This is a genomic window from Flagellimonas sp. CMM7 (assembly GCF_021390195.1).
Taxonomy (GTDB): Bacteria; Bacteroidota; Bacteroidia; order Flavobacteriales; family Flavobacteriaceae; genus Flagellimonas.
Genome location: NZ_CP090003.1, coordinates 2,956,313 through 2,974,164, shown reverse-complemented (window position 1 = coordinate 2,974,164; position 17,852 = coordinate 2,956,313). Strand labels below are relative to the sequence as shown.

Genomic DNA, 17,852 nt, shown 5'->3' with positions numbered 1-17,852 from the left:
CTAGGCAACTTCTTCAGCCAAAAATTGAGCTTCATACAAGTCACTATAATATCCTCCATTTTTCAGAAGTTCTTGGTGAGTGCCCGTTTCAACAATTTTTCCAGCATCCATCACAATAATCTTATCTGCTTTTTTAATGGTTGCCAATCGGTGTGCTATTATAATTGATGTTCTTCCTTCAGTAATTTTATCGGTAGCCTTCTGTATCAGCTGCTCTGAGTAGGTGTCTACGGATGAAGTGGCCTCATCCAAAATAAGAATACTTGGATTGCTCACGTAGGCTCTTAAAAACGCTATTAATTGCCTTTGGCCACTGGAAAGCATGGTTCCACGTTCCTTTACATTATACTGATAGCCTCCTGGTAAACTGGAAATAAATTCATGTACTCCAATTTGCTTGGCCGCTGCTTCAATTTCTGATAAAGCAACGGATTCTTCACGTAGTGAAATATTGTTGGCTATTGAATCGGCAAAAAGGAAAACATCTTGCAGTACAATCGCAATGTGAGAGCGAAGTGACTTCAATAAATAGTCACGTATGTTATGGCCGTCAATCAAAATATTTCCAGAATTAATCTCGTAAAAGCGATTCAACAGATTAATAATAGTAGATTTTCCGGCACCCGTGGCCCCCACTATTGCAACTGTCTCCCCTGCTTCAACATTGAACGAAATACCATGTAAAACTTCTTCATTCTCCACGTAACCAAAACGAACATCAGAAAACTCAATACTTCCCTTAACATCAACGTTTTCCAACGTACCTTCATCAGAAATATGGCTTTCCGTATCCAGAATTTTGAATACTCTGTTGGCCGCAACCATTCCCATTTGTAGAGTATTGAATTTATCTGCAATCTGGCGAAGTGGACGGAATAACAAATCCATTAAGAAAAAGAATGCAAAAATGGATCCTGTATCATTTAAACCAACGTTTTCAATGTTTTGGATGACACCAAAATAAACCACCAAACCAATGCCAATTGAATAGGAAATCTCTGCAATAGGGAAAAAGATGGAATTGTACCAAACTGTTTTTAACCAAGCATTTTGATGTTTTTCATTGATTTTTCTGAATTTCTCTTTTTCAATTTCTTCCCTGTTGAAAAGTTGAACGATCTTCATTCCCGCAATTCTTTCTTGCACAAAGGAGTTAAGGTTAGAAACTTGGGCACGCACTTCAATAAAAGCAACTTTCATTGCTTGCTGAAACAATCGTGTAGCAATCAGGATTATTGGTAAAATAGCAAAAACAATCAGGGCCAACTTCCAATTAATGTAAATCATTACCGCCGCTCCAGAAAGCATTTTTAGCAAGTCCGCAACAATAACAAAAAAACCTTGGCTAAAAATCTCACCAATTCGTTGCATATCCGCAACAGCCCTAGTGACCAAAACACCAATGGAGGAGTTATCAAAATAGGTCATTTTAAAGCCCATCATCTTTTGAAAAAGCCTAATACGAATATCCTTAATGACCGATTCCCCCAAGAGATTTGCATAAAAATTGAAAGAAAGTTGACACAATACCTGTCCAAATAGTGCCCCTAACATAGCTAGTACTACAAAAACCAGTTTATCGCTGTCTTTGTTGGACAAAGCCTCATTTATAATATCCCTAACCAGAATTGGCGTTAAAACAGCAAAAGCAGCAGATAGTATGGCAACGATAGCCACAACCCAAAAGATAGTTCTATAGGGCTTGGTATGTGCAAAAATCCTTTTGAACAGACCAAAATCAAAAGCTTTTCCTATTTCATCATTCTTACTCATCAAATATATTTTTTGGGTATAAGACCTTGGTCAAATATAATCCTTTTGCAGGGACAGAAACTCCTGCTTCTCCCCTATTCTTGCTTATTATTATTGTATTGATATCTTCGGGTTTCATCTTTGCTGTACCAACTTCCAGTAATGTACCTACAACAGCTCTAACCATGTTGCGAAGAAAACGATCTGCACTTATAGTGAAAATCAACTTGTCTTTTTCTTTTTTCCAAACCGCTTGCCTAACATCGCAATTATACGTTTTAACGTCTGTATTGGATTTGGAAAAACATTCAAAATCTGTGTGTTCCAATAAAAAGGAAGCGGCATTGTTCATGGCTTCAATATTCAAAGACTGTCTAATAAAATGGGCAGAATCTGAATAAAAAGGGTTTTTTTCTTGAACTATCCAATATTCATAGGTACGCTCAACAGCATCAAACCTAGCGTGTGCATCCAAATTTACCTGGACAATTTCTTGAATAGATACATCATCTGGAAGAAAAGCATTAAGACGATAGGTCAATTCTTCCTTGTTTGCAATTAAATCAAAGTCAAAATGAGCAAACATTTCCTTGGCATGAACACCTGCATCTGTTCTACCCGCACCAACTACTTCAATTTTTTTTCGCAATAGGGTTGAGAGGGCATTTTCCAACACTTCTTGAACTGTAATGGCATTTGGTTGGTTCTGCCATCCATGATAAGCCTTTCCGAAATAAGAAAATCGGATAAAATATCTCAATTGGATTCTTTAATTTTAAGGCATTAAAGATACTTGAATCCCCCGCAAAAGATATCTAACCACTATTTTTTAGCATATTTTTAGCGTTATGACCAGAATTTTATTGCTTTCCGATACCCATGGACACATTGACGAGGCTATTTTAAAGTACGCAAGACAGGCTGATGAGATTTGGCATGCCGGTGATATTGGAAGTCTTGATGTAACGGATAAACTTGCAGCAATTAAGCCTTTACGAGGGGTTTATGGCAACATAGATGACCATGTAATACAGAAAGAGTTTCCGGAGCACAATCGTTTTCTTTGCGAAAAAGTAGATGTATGGATTACCCATATAGGTGGCTACCCCAACAAATACAATGTTAGGATACGTGAAGAAATAAAAACGAACCCTCCAAAATTATTCATCTGTGGCCATTCGCATATTTTAAAGGTAATGAGTGACAAAAAATTAGATTTGTTGCACATGAATCCTGGAGCTTGCGGAAAACATGGATTTCACCATGTACGAACCATGCTCAGGTTTATGATCGATGGAGACAAAATATCCGATTTAGAAGTGATTGAGTTAGAAAAAAGATAACCCATGAAGGTAAAAGGTTCTCTATTGCTATTCGTATTTTTTGCAATTGCCTGTTCAAAAAAAGTAAAAAAAGGCGGTTTTGATACTACTGAACCAAACACAGATGTTTCCCTTTATATCCTAGGAACTGCACAGGATGGTGGCAGCCCCCATATTGGTTGTAAAAAAGAGTGTTGCGCCATTTTATTTAAAAATCCTGATCATAAACGTAAGGTTGTTTCTTTGGGTATAGTTGACCATAAAAGTTCAAAATCATTTCTTTTTGAGGCAACTCCAGATATGCCCTCACAATTAAAAATTCTTAAAGAACGATCTAAAAAAGAAGAAGAAACCCCTGATGGTATTTTTTTGACCCATGCACATATAGGCCATTATACTGGACTAATGTATTTAGGCAAGGAAGCTGTGGGTGCCCAAGGAGTTTCTGTTTATGCAATGCCCAAAATGAAATCGTTTCTTGAAAATAATGGCCCTTGGAATCAATTAGTAACATTGAACAACATACTTATTCAAGAAGTTGAAAACGAAAAAAAAATACAGCTTACCCCAAACTTAAGTGTTATTCCTTTTACCGTTCCACATAGGGATGAATACTCGGAAACCGTCGGTTTTAAAATCATTGGGAGCAATAAATCGGCACTTTTTATTCCCGATATTGACAAATGGTCCAAATGGGAGAAAAGTATCATTGAAGAAGTCCGTAAAGTAGATTTTGCCTTTTTAGATGCCACTTTTTATGATGGTAAGGAAATCAACAATAGAGATATTTCTGAAATACCCCATCCTTTTGTGATAGAAAGCACAAAACTTTTTGAAGGATTACCTGTTTCCGAAAGGGCAAAAATCCATTTTATACATTTTAACCATACCAATCCTTTGCTCAATGGAAATAGTGATGAATTTAAAACGGTAATTCAGCAAGGCTTTAATGTTGCCCAATTCAATAAAAGGATTAGTTTATAGTTTCCCCCCTTGTTTATCTTTTTCAATGGTAAGATTTTCACATTGATTGCGTCTAACAGGACAAACAATTATTCAAAACAACATGAAAACACTTAGTTTAAAACTACTAACCGTTACTGTATTTTTACTTTTGGCCTCTTGTGCGCAGAAAGCTAAGAAAGCAGAAACAACTGTGATTGAAGCTGTAGAAGAAGTTTCTAAAGCTCCGGTTTATGACACCAACAAACCCATGACCGTTTTAGCTGCCGTTGCACATACGCATGGAGGCTGGAACGATTTATGGAAAAAAGGAGACGTTGAATACACTTATGATTATCGATCAAATGGAAAGGCAGATGTATCCACGGAGCGTTACATCTTTAATTCTGAAGCTTCATACGGAAAGTACTCTCAGCATCAGATCAATGTAATGCCCGATAAAGAAGGAGAAGTTGTTCAATGCTTTGATGGGAAAGAGACATTAGTATTGGTGAATGGAGAGAAATCAGAAGATCCTCAATTGGTAGGTACTAGTGATTTCCTTAGAAGGGCCAATTACTATTGGTTCACGATGGCTTATAAACTTAATGACAAAGGTACCGTTGCCAAATATTTGGGGCAAGAGGAATACAATGGAAAGATGTATGATAAAGTTCATGTAACCTATGACCCAGAAATAACTGGAAAAGAGCAAAACGACATCTATATTTTATATGTAAATCCAGAAACCAAACTAATTGACAGGTTTTTCTTTTCATTGCCATTCCTAGGGGTAGAGGAACCAGTAATCATTGCCAACTATGAATACGAAGACATAGATGGACAAATGATTTCAACCAAGCGTTCCTATTTTATGCCAAGTGAACAAGGTTATTCTGAGGAGCCAAATCTTGTACAAACAATGACCAATGTAAAATTTGGTAATGGGTTTACTGAGGAAACATTAATGCAATAGTCCAAAAGGATTTTAGACCAAAAGAAATAAAAAACCCGGCCAAGGCCGGGTTTTTCTCGCACTAATACTACTAAGATGTTAGGTTTAACGTAAGCGATCAACAGATTTTACAAGATCTTCATCCTTTTTGATAGCTCTGTTGGCCAGAACTAGAAAAACGATAGAAAATACAGGAATCAGCATCCCAATACCCTTCTCAGAAATAACATTTTCTCCGGATAAGTTTAGCGATCGGTAAACGAAAAATCCTAGTAAAAAAAGATTCAATATCATATTCAATCTGTTTACCACAAATTGATTTTGTCTGTTATTGTACATAAAAATCGAAATCAAGGCCAAAGCTGCCGAGGCATAAAAAACAATGCTCATCCACAATTCGTTCTTAGCAAAGAACTTTGTACCATCACCATCAACCCATAAATTCAATACAAACGGCAATGCACCAGCAATTAGTACCACTAACCCCAAATAAAATGTCTGAATTCGTTGAATCATTGTTTAAATTGATATCGGATGGCAAAAATAAGTGTCTTTTCGGTAAATGACCCCTATTGTTGAAAAATAATTTGTATACTTGTGTTGTTATTAGCGAAGCACTTACCCAGGGAAATCTTTCCTATAGTAGTACCCCCAATAACTTTTTACTTCAATTATACACATTATACAAGTTTAATTTATTCATTACTTAATGTTCGAGATTTCAGATCTAAAAGCTAAAAAGCTTCCTGAATTGCAGGAAATTGCAAAAGGCCTCAATGTCCCCAAATTTAAGACTCAAAAAAAACTGGATTTGGTCTACCAGATACTTGATGTCCAAGCATCCAACCCAAAAGTAGTGCAAGAAAGCACTGTAGCTCCTAAAGAAAAAGTTGCTCCAAAACCAAGAAGGGAAAGAGCTCCAAGACCAAAAAAAGAATCAAAGGAAACTGTTTCTGAAACTACTACTGAACCTGCAAAGGTTAAAGAGGAATCTAAAACTGTTGAGAAAAAAGAAAATACACCAGTAGCGCAGCCCAATAAAAGAGAGCCGCATAAACAAGGTGGAGGCCAAAAACCCCAAAACAACAGAAGAAATAATCCACATCAAAGAAATAGCGGCCATGAAAAAAAGAGCAGCAATTTTGATAAGGATTTGAAAAATAGGTATAAGGAACCTGAGTTTGAGTTTGACAGTATTATTGAAAGCGAAGGTGTTCTTGATATTATGCAGGACGGTTATGGCTTTTTACGTTCTTCTGACTACAACTATTTATCTTCTCCAGATGATATTTATGTTTCCCAATCGCAGATTAGGTTGTTTGGCCTAAAGACGGGAGACACAGTGCTTGGAAACGTTAGGCCACCTAAAGAGGGAGAAAAGTATTTCCCGCTCATTAAGGTTAGTAAAATAAACGGATTAGATCCACAAGTGGTTAGGGACAGGGTTTCATTTGAACATCTTACCCCATTATTCCCAAAAGAAAAATTTAAATTGGCAGAGAGACAAAGTACATTATCCACAAGGATAATGGATTTGTTTTCACCAATAGGAAAAGGGCAGCGTGGTATGATTGTCTCCCAACCAAAAACGGGTAAAACCATGCTCCTTAAGGATATCGCCAATGCAATTGCTGCGAACCATCCAGAAGTATATCAAATTATCCTTCTTATAGATGAACGCCCAGAGGAAGTTACAGATATGCAACGTAATGTACGTGGTGAGGTTGTTGCTTCTACTTTTGATAAAGAAGCTACAGAACATGTACGTGTTGCAAACATTGTATTGGAAAAAGCTAAACGCTTGGTAGAATGTGGACATGATGTCGTTATCCTGTTAGATTCCATTACGCGATTGGCCCGAGCATACAACACCGTGCAACCTGCCTCTGGTAAGGTATTGAGTGGTGGTGTGGATGCCAATGCACTTCATAAACCTAAACGTTTCTTTGGTGCCGCACGTAATATTGAAAATGGTGGGTCACTTTCTATTATCGCTACAGCTTTAACAGAGACTGGTTCTAAAATGGACGAAGTAATCTTTGAAGAATTTAAGGGTACCGGTAATATGGAACTGCAGTTGGATAGAAGAATTTCTAACCGTAGAATATTCCCAGCCATTGACCTTATTTCTTCCTCTACACGAAGAGATGATCTTTTATTGGATGAAACCACCATACAACGTATGTGGATCATGCGTAAATATTTGGCGGACATGAACCCAGTAGAAGCAATGGAGTTTATGGAACAACGCATAAAGCAAACCAAAAACAATGAAGAGTTTTTGTTGACCATGAGTCAATGATCCTTAATAGCTAAAACCTTGAAAACAGTATAGTTTTAAAACCCTTTGAGTCACACCAAAGGGTTTTTTTATGCACTAATTTTGAAGAAAAAACATATCTTTAGTGCAGTTTCCCCATACTATGAACACTAAAACACTTACAAAATGAAAAACGCAAGAAAAGCAACCACTCTTCTGTTGGGTTCAATGCTTCTTATTTTAGGAGCTTGCCACGAAAAACCAAAAAAAGATGAAGAACCACATGAAGAACCTCAAGAAAGAGTAAAACCACCCAAGCAAATTATTTCCTTAGAAGAGTCTAAAAAATTGTACGACAACTATTCTAGAAACAGGGTAGAGCTTATAAAATCTTATGAAAGGGAAGAAAATGATGACGAAAAATTTGAAGTAGCTAGATATGCCTCGTGGGATTTTAAAACCATCAAACAGTATATTGCATTCATTGAACAAGAAGCAAAAGATGCCAAAGTTGATATTTCCACAATTCGTTTTTATTTTGCCAATTATCCAGACAAAGAAAAACTACCTGACGGGCAAAAAGTGGTACACCCTAGGCAAAACTCCATTTTCATACTACCAACTATAAAAATTGACGATTTGGATTATGGATTTTATATAGGTGATGATGGCGAAGCCAAACTCATTAAAGACGCGGTCGGCGCCAAAGGCATGGGGAATGTTTCTAAAAACAATGAAAAGTCCTATGCAAGTTTTGCTCCCAGTTTTTCGCCACCAGTGTTATTTAAGGGTCAAAGCTTGAATATGAATCACGGTTCTTCTGGGCCTCCTCCGAATAACGATTTTTAGTATTTCATGACCCAAGAGTTCATTCAATTTTTAAAAGAACATTTTTATATACCCTTGTATTTACTTACTTGGCTTATTGCTGTATATAGGTATAGAAGGTATTTTGATACGGTATTAAAATACCTTCCCATACTTATCATCTATACTTTCTTTACTGAACTCTTGGGTTACTTTATTAAAAACCATAATGATTTTCAGTTTTTTTCTGATTATAGGTATGATTGGCATAATGTGATTATATATAATATTTATCAGCTGGTAACTTTTCTTTTCTTCTATTGGGTCTACTGGAAAACAATCAAAAAACAATCCTTAAAAAGGATAATCAAATATGGGACATATCTATGCTCCCTATCTTATATAATTAATATTTTCTTTCAAAATCCATTGCACAAGCAATTAACCTATGCCCACGCTATAGGTTCAATTATTTTGGTATTTGTCCTTATACTATATTTCAAAGAAAAAAAATCAGAAGACAATCCTTATCCTCAAAAACACAATTTACTGTATTGGGTGAGCATAGGGCTGTTTATTTTTTATGCTTTTTTCCCTTTTATTTTACTTTCAGATTATTTTCATCTTAGTATTTCAACCCAGTATCATCTTAGAATTACATTACTGACCTTTATAGCCTTAATGTATCTACTTTTTATTGTCGGTCTTTTAATGGGAAAAAGAAAGGCCTTCAGGTAATTCTTCCCATTTTTCAATTATCCACAAAACCACAGATTTCTCTTCTTTCACAACTTAAGGTGTTCGGTCATCAATAATATATACATTTTTTTGGTAAGCTTTTTAGTTCAAAAAAAAATGAAATTATTTTAACTAATAGAAGATACCGTCTATCGACACATTGAAGTAAACTAACTAAAATTAAAGTACTGACCCTTAAATAGTAAATACTTTTAATCAAAATTCGGAAAATACATCCAGCAAATATTTATAAAGATGAAAACGTCCCAAATTATTTTATCCTCAGCCTTCATGTTTGTTCTCATGACAACATCCTGCGTAAAAGATACCATAGATGATGGCCTAAATCCTGATTCAGAAATAGAGGGAGAAGTTGAAACTCCCACGGAAGAATTGGAAATAACACAATTACAAATCCCGAATGGTTTTGCATTCGGAACAGAGAAAGAACTCTCAATTCAAATAAATGACAATACCAATGATGTAATCTACGACGTTTATGCCTACAATAACGAAATAGTTTACGGAGAGGACATTACATTCTTAAACGAGGAAGGTGAGGAGAAAACAGCTCCGGAAGTAGTTGTTGACAATCTTAATCATATTCTTTTTCGCGGAGCACCATCGGGTGGAAAAATAGAACATTCAGTCGTGATTCCCAGCTATTATGAACAATTGTATATTAGAAGAAAAGAGGGCATTAAATACTCATCGTCCATAATTGATATAAGTTCGAATAGGATAACCTATACCCATGTTCCCAAAGCTGGAAAAAATACTTCGGTAGGCAAAGGCATAGTTGAAGACTATCTTTATTGTGTCAACGGTAGCGCAGAACTTTTTCAAATTGACCCAGTTACAGGAGCCTACACCTTTGTATCTGACATGCCTATGGGAAGTTATACCGCTGCTATTGATAAGCAAAACATGTTACTATATTCGATAGGAAAAAGTAGCCCATATCCATTGATGAAATACGATTTGGTGAATGACTCATGGGAAACAGTTGGAAACGTTGGACAAGGCGGACCTAGGTTAAGTTATAATGGTGCTGATGGTCTGTTGTATTTCTCCACCAATAGTAAGCTCTATACCATTGACCCCCAAAATGCCAACATCATTTCCAACTGGAACATTTCTGGCTTGGATAAAGAACAGGGAGGAGATTTGGACTTTGCCGCCGACGGAACAATTTTTCTTTGTTCTTTTTCCGGATTGTACAGGCTAGACTCCAATGGAAATGGTAACTACGATGCCATTAGGATAAGCGGAGAGGATTTACCTTTCTCCCCTACCTCAATGACATTTGATAGCAATGAAGAACTATGGCTTGCCAACAATAGTAGTGACAGTAATCTAATTGTAATGGATACGCAAACCGGAGGTTGGGAATATCGCTATGGCCCAAATTCCACCTCGGGTATTACGTTTGGCAGAACCATAAATGACCTTGCCACACTAAGTGTTGTTGATGAAAATGCCGAAGATCTCGATTCTGATGGAGATGGGATTACTGATAGCAATGATGAATATCCAGATGACCCGGAAAAAGCTTTTGAGCAATTTACACCCAGTAAATATGGATGGGGAACGGTAGCATTTGAAGACCTTTGGCCTTATCTTGGAGACTATGACTTTAATGATACCGCCATCAATTATAGATTTGTTGCCGTATTGAATTCGGATAATATGGCCGTACAACTTGACATTCATTTTGAGGTGACCTCTGACGGTGCCGGGTTGATAAATGCTTTTGGTATTGAAATGGAAAATATTGCCCCCAGCTTAATTGAATCGGTTACAGGAACAGTCTTAACAGAAAGCTACATCAATGTAGCGGCCAATGGAACAGAACAAGGCCAAGATAGAGCTGTATTCGTTCTGTTTGACAACAATGAAACAATGGTAAACGTGCCCACGACCGTAATCGTAAAATTCACAACTCCAATAACAACCACCCAATTGGGTCTTGCACCATTCAATCCATTCCTTATTGTTGATAGAGATAGAGGAAGGGAAATTCATCTTCCTAACAGACCAAAAACCTCTTTGGGAGTAAATAATAAATCTGTTGAAGGAGTAAACCATGATATGGATGGAAATTTTACCACCGATTCCGGATTACCTTGGGCCATAAATATTGTACATAATTTTATACCCCCAAAAGAATCAGTTCCGGTAAATCAGGCCTATAACTTTTTTAACGAATGGGCAACATCAGGGGGGGAACTATATCAAGATTGGTATAAAGATTCCAATGGATACAGAAATGAATCTCAACTTCAAGATTAAAAAATAATCTTTTTGTGTAAAAAACGCTCCAAATGGAGCGTTTTTTAATAAGTATAGAACATGTTCCGTCTAAAAACACCAATAAATCAGTATTAAGATTGTGAATATTAAGGATTTAGTTTTCACATCACTTTTCTCTGATTTCACAACTTAAGATGTTCGGTTATCGAATACATATACGTTTTTGTAAGTTTTTTCGTTCAAATAAATCTAAAATTATTTTAACAAATAAAAGATACTGTTTACCGACACATTGAAGTAAACCATCTAAAATTAAAATATTGACGCTTAAATAGTAAATACTTTAAATCAAAATTCGGAAAATACATCCGGCAAATATTTATAAAGATGAAAACGTCCCAAATTGTTTTATCTGCATTATGTTTTATAATGGCAATGACCTACACCTCATGTGTAAAAGATAGTCTTGATGATTCTGTTCCAGATACAGAAAGTGAACAAGAAACCCCAGTAGAAGTACCTATAGATCAATTGGAAATTACGGAACTACAAATTCCTTCTGGTTTTGAGTTTAGTACAGAAAAACAAATACAACTCATTATTAATGACAATACTGCAAATGTTAAGTATGATGTCTATGCCTATAACGAAGAGGTTTCTGTTGGAAACCAAATCACGTATTTAAATGAAGAGGAGGAAGAAGAAACAGGTTTTGAGGTTTCAGTAGATAATTTAAACCATCTAATTTTCAGTGGAGTTCCTGCTGGAGGCAAAATTGAACATTCTTTTGTAGTTCCAAACTATTTTGAAAAGTTATACATCCGCAGAAAAGAAGGATTTAAGTATTCATCAGCTGTAGTTAATATCGTTTCAAGTCTTGTTACTTATACCTATACTCCCGAAAGTAGTGGAAAGAAAGCCTCTAGTGGTAAACCTATGGTAGATGATTTTCTATACTGCGTTAATGGTGGAGGTGACTTGTTCCAAGTGGATCCGTTAACAGGAGCTTATACCTTTATTTCTGATATGCCCATGGGAAGTTGGACAGCTGCTATAGATCAACAAAACAAAATGTTGTACTCTATTGGCAAGAGTAATCCTTACCCCTTAATGAGATATGATATTGAAAATGACACGTGGACTACGATAGGGAACGTTGGAAAGGGAGGTCCAAGATTGGAGTTTAATGACCAAGATGGCTTGTTGTACTTTTCCACTGGTGATAAACTTTTTACTATTGACCCTCAAAATGCCAATATCCTTTCAAACTGGGACATAATTGGTCTTGATAAAACCCAAGGTGGAGATATTGGTTTTGCAGAAGACGGAACCATATTTGTTTGCTCATTTTCAGGCCTGTACAGACTTGATTCCAATTCCAACGGAGATTACGATGCCATTCGCATTAGTGGTGAGGATTTACCTTTTAAACCTACTTCCATGACTTTTGATTCAAACGATGAATTATGGTTGGCCGATAATACTGGAAATAGCAACCTTATTGTAATGGACACCGAAACTGGTGGATGGGAATACCGTTATGGTCCAAGTTCTACTTCAGGGATAACGTATGACAGGGCTATTAATGATCTAACAACATTCCGAATTTTTGATGAAGTTACAGTTGATCCTGATACAGATGGTGATGGAATTACCGATAGCAATGATGAATACCCGGATGATCCAGATAAGGCTTTTGAACAGTTTACTCCCAGTAAATATGGTTGGGGAACTTTAGCTTTTGAAGATTTATGGCCTTTCCTAGGGGATTACGATTTTAATGATACTGCCGTGAATTACAGATTTTTGGCGGTATTGAATGCAGATAATATGGCCGTTCAATTAGATGTACATTTTGAAGTAACATCTGACGGAGCTGGCCTTATCAATGCCCTTGGCATAGAACTGGAAAGTATAGCACCTAGCCTAATTGAGTCAGTAACAGGAACTGTTTTGACCCAAGATTTTATCAATGTAGCATCAAATGGAGTGGAACAAGGACAAAATAGAGCTGTAATAATACTATTTGATGATAACCATGGTATGTTGAACGTGCCTACAACGGTATCGATAAAATTCACAACCCCGATTACGACCAATCAGTTGGGCTTAGCTCCCTTTAACCCGTTCTTAATAGTTAATGGGGACAGAAGTAAGGAAATTCATTTGCCAAATAGATTTAGAACAACTTTAGGAGTAAATGATGCATCTGTAGAAGGTGTAAACAGGGATACGGATGGAAACTACCAGACTGAAACTGGATTACCTTGGGCCATTAATATTGTACATAACTTTAAGCCGCCAAAAGAAAATATTCCTGTAAACGAAGCATATAACTTCTTTAATGAATGGGCCGCTTCTGGAGGAACTTTGTTCCAGGATTGGTATAAAGATTCTGCAGGGTATAGAAATGAATCTGCATTACAAGATTAGCCAGTTCAGTTATAATTACAAAAACGGAAACGCCCCTGTTATGGGGCGTTTTTAATGGTAATAGAACCCTTTTAAGGTAAAATCTTTTCCTCACCACATTTTTAACTGCTTTTACAACTTTGGAATGCAGTTCATCGACAAAATACATGTTTTTGTAGGTTTTTTCGTTCATTTAATGAAATTATTATCCATGAAAAGGAATAGAATTCTTCGGGTAGTTAGTATTTCCATACTGGCCTTCATGTTGCAAGGTTGTTTAAAAGAAAAATATAACAACTATCTAGAGTCAATAGCCAATGACTCTACTGATATTGAGGACCCTATCCTAACCGATTTAAAATTTCCATCAGATTTTAATTTTAGGACAGAAACCATAGTATCCGTAAACATAATCGACGATTCTCCAAACGTACTTTATGAAGTTTATGCGTATAGCGATGAGCTCATTAACAGTCTGGATAGTATCACTGGCCCCTTACCCAATAAACTTTTTGAAAGATTGCCCTTTAATGGCTCCATTCAAGAAAGTGTAGCGTTATCATTGATTATCGACAACTTATTTATTATTAGAAAATCAAATGAGCGCATTGATGATTTTGTAGTGCCCATAATACAAAACTCAGCAGCATATAGCTACAACGGAAGTTCTGGTAAGAATGCCTCATCAAAAATAACCGTAGAAAACAATAAATCCAATACTGACTGTGCCAATGTATATGGTCAAAGATATTACACAGATCTAAGTAACACCATAATTACAAGCAATGGTAATGTAAACACCATTGCCAATATCCAACTTCCTAAACAAGGAGTATCAGCAATCATTTCAGCTACCGAGGTAGATGGTGTTGAACTTAAAAACCGCCTTTCACTTGCCGGTGCCGGTTTTTCAACCCCAATTTTCACATTTTCAGGTTATAACTTCTGGATAAGCTCAAGAATTGATACCAATAATGACCAAGACGGTTATGTGGAGTTTGAAATGACATTTGACTCACCCGTTCAAAACCTGTTGATGCACTTTAGAAGCGTGGATGCTTCCATGTACCAATTTGTTGGCGAACAGCATTCAGAGACCCTACTATCCGGCGGACAGGAGTTTTCCTATGATGATTCTCAACGAATACTTAAAGACATTGATTCACGATCTAGGGGAAGATATTATAGAGATGGTTATGGCACTATTCTGATTTCCGCCACTTCTGGAACTTTTGACAAAATTGTCTGGCGGAGAATAGACGATCCCACAACCAATTCACAAAACGACTCTAACTGGTTTACATTTTCTGAAGTCGAAATTTGCAATGATCAAGATGGAGATGGTGTAACAGACTCGGTAGATGAATACCCAGATGATGCAACCAAGGCCTACTCAACGACTTACCCTTCAAGCTCCACAAAAGCTTCTTTGGTTTTTGAAGATCTTTGGCCTTTTAAAGGAGATTACGACTTTAATGATACGGCCTTGGACTATTCAATAATTAAAATTTTTAATTCTTCTAATCAACTGGTAGCAATTGATTTTGACTATGTGGTAACCTCAGATGGTGCGGGCTTTGTTAACAGTGTAGCTTTTGAAATAGAAGGCCTCAACCCAAATAATGTGGCTTCCATAACTGGTCAAATTCTAGAAGGAGGTGTTTTTAACCTTGCCAGTAATGGAACCGAGTCGGGGCAGCAACATACTGTGGTTGCGCTGTTTGATGATCATTCAAACCTGGTTAATCAAGAAAACATTGTTAGTGTTACGTTTGTTAACCCAATATCAGATACCACGCTGGACTTTGCGCCTTTTAATCCATTTTTAGTTGCCAATGGAGAAAGAGAAAAGGAAATTCATTTAGCCAATTATGAGCCAACATCATTAGGTAATTCCCAACCGGAAGTTTCAGGAAACAATGCCGACGTAGATGGAAGCTACACCACTGAGAACGGTTTACCTTGGGCAATTAACGCAATTGAATCTTTTCCGCTTTTACAAGAAAAAGAACCTATAAACACGGGATACCTTCATTTTGAGGAATGGGGCTTATCCGGTGGGCAAAATAGAAGAGATTGGTATAAAGACCTTCCAAATTATAGAAACAGAGCTAAACTAAAAGTGAACTAAAAACTGATTTAAACAAAAAAACTCTTTCACCACAGGATTAAGCAATAACATAAAACTAAAAACGCCCCTAATTAGGGGCGTTTTTAGTTTTATATAAATGGAATGGAATTACATTGCTGCAACTCTAATCATTAATTTGCTCTTTAAGTTAGCAGCCTTATTATTGTGAATGATATTTCGCTTTGCCAACTTATCAATCATACCTACAACCGTAGGTAAAAGTGTCTCAGCAGCTTTTTTATCCTCTTCACTTCGCAGCTTTTTAATAGCGTTACGAACAGTTTTATGTTGATACCTGTTACGCAAACGTACTGCTTCGTTTCTTCTAATTCTCTTTAATGCTGACTTATGATTTGCCATTGTCTTAATTTAAATGGATAACGAAAGATTAAAACTTGTAATAACTTTAAATCTTTCTATTTTATTTTTTTAATATTTCTTGTAGCCCGTAGGGGAATCGAACCCCTGTTACCAGGATGAAAACCTGGCGTCCTAACCCCTAGACGAACGGGCCATTTGGATAAAATGAATAACTAAAAGTCAAATCAAAGATGTATCCCATCATATAACTTTTAATTAATCTACCCAGTATTTCACTGAACTTAGTAGCCCGTAGGGGAATCGAACCCCTGTTACCAGGATGAAAACCTGGCGTCCTAACCCCTAGACGAACGGGCCGGGTGCATAATTGCGGATGCAAAAATACAACTATTTTTAAGTCTTGCAAGAGTAAATTTTATTTTTTGCCCCCTTTTAATAAGCCTTGGCAAACAGTACTCTTTGCATTGATGGTTTTCCGGTCACCATACACTTACCTTCCTCTTTTTCAGCATTTAAAAGAATACAGCGTATCGTAGCCTTGGTCTCTTCTTTTATCCTGTCCTCCGTTTCTACAGTGCCATCCCAATGAGCCAGTACAAAACCTCCCTTTCCTTCAATAACCTCCTTAAATTCATCATATGAATCCACTTTGGTTATGTGGGCTTCTCTATGATCTAAAGCTTTCCTATGAATGTTTTCCTGGATTTCATCCATTAAAGATTCAATTCTACCAACAACATCTTCCGCTTTTACCGATTCTTTTTCTAAGGTATCCCTTCTAGCAACCTCATATGTTCCATTTTCCAAATCCCGTTGTCCAATGGCCAAACGCACAGGTACGCCCTTTAATTCATATTCATTGAATTTAAAACCTGGCTTATGAGTATCTCTTTTATCAAACTTTACAGAGATTCCTTTGGAACGTAATTCCTTTACCAAAGGATCTACTTTTTCAGAAATAGCATCCAATTGCTCCAATCCCTTATAAATTGGAACAATCACTACTTGAATTGGCGCTAATTTAGGTGGAAGCACCAATCCATTATCATCACTATGTGTCATTACAAGAGCTCCCATCAACCGGGTTGAAACACCCCATGAAGTAGCCCAAACATGTTCTTGTTTTCCTTCTTTAGTAGCAAACTTAACGTCAAAGGCCTTTGCAAAATTCTGTCCAAGAAAGTGTGAAGTTCCCGCTTGTAAGGCTTTCCCATCTTGCATTAAAGCTTCAATACAATAGGTTTCCTCCGCACCGGCAAAACGTTCACTTTCCGTTTTTGTTCCTTTTATTACTGGAACAGCCATATGTTCTTCAGCAAATTCTGCGTACACATGCATCATCTGTTCCGCTTCTTCCACGGCCTCCTGTCTTGTTGCATGCGCCGTATGACCTTCTTGCCATAAAAACTCGGCGGTTCTTAAAAACAAACGTGTGCGCATTTCCCAACGCACCACATTGGCCCATTGGTTGATCAGTAACGGTAAATCACGATAAGACTGCACCCATCTTCTGTAGGTATCCCATATAATGGTTTCTGATGTAGGGCGGACAATTAACTCTTCCTCTAGCTTGGCATCTTCATCTACAACAATACCGCTCCCATCCTCAGCATTCTTTAATCTATAATGCGTAACCACAGCACATTCTTTAGCAAAACCTTCCACATGGCTTGCTTCTTTGCTTAAATATGATTTTGGTATAAACAAAGGAAAGTAAGCATTCTCGTGCCCAGTTTCTTTGAACATTTTATCCAATTGGGCCTGCATTTTCTCCCATATGGCAAAGCCATAAGGTTTAATGACCATACATCCCCTAACTCCAGAATTTTCAGCTAAATCCGCTTTTACTACAAGTTCATTATACCATTTGGAATAATCCTCGCTTCTACTTGTTAATTTTTTACCCATCTACAATAGTTTGGCACAAAACTTGTGACTTTATCTTCAAAATAGTTCGGT

Annotated in this window: 13 protein-coding genes and 2 tRNA genes; 8 read left to right on the top strand and 7 right to left on the bottom strand. The window is 36.9% G+C overall.

The window, feature by feature from the left end:
• Window positions 1–1,773: an ABC transporter ATP-binding protein gene (locus tag LV704_RS13515; RefSeq protein ID WP_163423231.1), complete on the bottom strand. Its 1,773-nt coding sequence runs from the start codon at window positions 1,771–1,773 to the stop codon at window positions 1–3.
• On the bottom strand, window positions 1,766–2,512 hold the full coding sequence (gene truA / locus LV704_RS13510) for a tRNA pseudouridine(38-40) synthase TruA (protein ID WP_163423232.1): 747 nt from the start codon (window positions 2,510–2,512) through the stop codon (window positions 1,766–1,768). Before truA ends, LV704_RS13515 begins: the two co-directional genes overlap by 8 nt.
• Before the next feature lie 88 nt (window positions 2,513–2,600).
• Here truA and LV704_RS13505 point away from each other — a divergent pair, with 88 nt between their 5' ends.
• The 3 genes from LV704_RS13505 (at window position 2,601) to LV704_RS13495 (ending at window position 4,992) form a co-directional block, all read left to right on the top strand.
• Window positions 2,601–3,095, top strand: coding sequence for a metallophosphoesterase (locus LV704_RS13505; protein WP_163423233.1), 495 nt, complete (start codon window positions 2,601–2,603; stop codon window positions 3,093–3,095).
• 3 nt (window positions 3,096–3,098) lie between these two features.
• Window positions 3,099–4,058: an MBL fold metallo-hydrolase gene (locus LV704_RS13500; RefSeq protein WP_163423234.1), complete on the top strand. Its 960-nt coding sequence runs from the start codon at window positions 3,099–3,101 to the stop codon at window positions 4,056–4,058.
• Window positions 4,059–4,140: 82 nt separating this feature from the next.
• Window positions 4,141–4,992: a DUF6503 family protein gene (locus tag LV704_RS13495; protein WP_163423235.1), complete on the top strand. Its 852-nt coding sequence runs from the start codon at window positions 4,141–4,143 to the stop codon at window positions 4,990–4,992.
• An 84-nt stretch (window positions 4,993–5,076) separates the two neighbouring features.
• On the opposite strand, the gene LV704_RS13490 is transcribed toward LV704_RS13495, so the two are convergent.
• Entirely contained in the window at window positions 5,077–5,487 is a 411-nt protein-coding gene (locus LV704_RS13490) for a DUF4293 domain-containing protein (protein WP_163423236.1), read from the bottom strand.
• A gap of 193 nt (window positions 5,488–5,680) precedes the next feature.
• Here LV704_RS13490 and rho point away from each other — a divergent pair, with 193 nt between their 5' ends.
• The 5 genes from rho to LV704_RS13465 all read left to right on the top strand — a co-directional run bounded on the left by rho (window position 5,681) and on the right by LV704_RS13465 (window position 15,572).
• Window positions 5,681–7,273, top strand: a complete 1,593-nt coding sequence (rho, locus tag LV704_RS13485) for a transcription termination factor Rho (protein ID WP_163423237.1) — start codon at window positions 5,681–5,683, stop codon at window positions 7,271–7,273.
• Between the two features lie 144 nt (window positions 7,274–7,417).
• Complete coding sequence (locus LV704_RS13480) at window positions 7,418–8,080, top strand: hypothetical protein (RefSeq protein ID WP_163423238.1); 663 nt, start codon at window positions 7,418–7,420, stop codon at window positions 8,078–8,080.
• 951 nt (window positions 8,081–9,031) lie between these two features.
• Window positions 9,032–11,068 carry an LruC domain-containing protein gene (locus LV704_RS13475; protein ID WP_163423239.1) on the top strand — a complete coding sequence of 679 codons (2,037 nt, stop codon included), beginning with the start codon at window positions 9,032–9,034 and terminating at the stop codon, window positions 11,066–11,068.
• Between the two features lie 348 nt (window positions 11,069–11,416).
• Window positions 11,417–13,462 carry an LruC domain-containing protein gene (locus LV704_RS13470; RefSeq protein WP_163423240.1) on the top strand — a complete coding sequence of 682 codons (2,046 nt, stop codon included), beginning with the start codon at window positions 11,417–11,419 and terminating at the stop codon, window positions 13,460–13,462.
• A gap of 190 nt (window positions 13,463–13,652) precedes the next feature.
• Window positions 13,653–15,572, top strand: a complete 1,920-nt coding sequence (locus LV704_RS13465) for an LruC domain-containing protein (RefSeq protein WP_163423241.1) — start codon at window positions 13,653–13,655, stop codon at window positions 15,570–15,572.
• A gap of 108 nt (window positions 15,573–15,680) precedes the next feature.
• Here the strand turns inward: LV704_RS13465 and rpsT are convergent, their stop codons facing one another.
• From rpsT to proS, 4 genes are all read right to left on the bottom strand, one after another.
• A complete protein-coding gene (gene rpsT, locus LV704_RS13460; RefSeq protein ID WP_163423242.1) occupies window positions 15,681–15,932 on the bottom strand; it encodes a 30S ribosomal protein S20 in 252 nt (83 codons plus the stop codon).
• A gap of 82 nt (window positions 15,933–16,014) precedes the next feature.
• Window positions 16,015–16,086: transfer RNA gene (locus tag LV704_RS13455), tRNA-Glu, on the bottom strand.
• 92 nt (window positions 16,087–16,178) lie between these two features.
• Window positions 16,179–16,250, bottom strand: a tRNA-Glu gene (locus tag LV704_RS13450).
• A 75-nt stretch (window positions 16,251–16,325) separates the two neighbouring features.
• Window positions 16,326–17,801 carry a proline--tRNA ligase gene (gene proS, locus LV704_RS13445; protein WP_163423243.1) on the bottom strand — a complete coding sequence of 492 codons (1,476 nt, stop codon included), beginning with the start codon at window positions 17,799–17,801 and terminating at the stop codon, window positions 16,326–16,328.
• Between the last annotated feature and the right edge of the window lie 51 nt (window positions 17,802–17,852).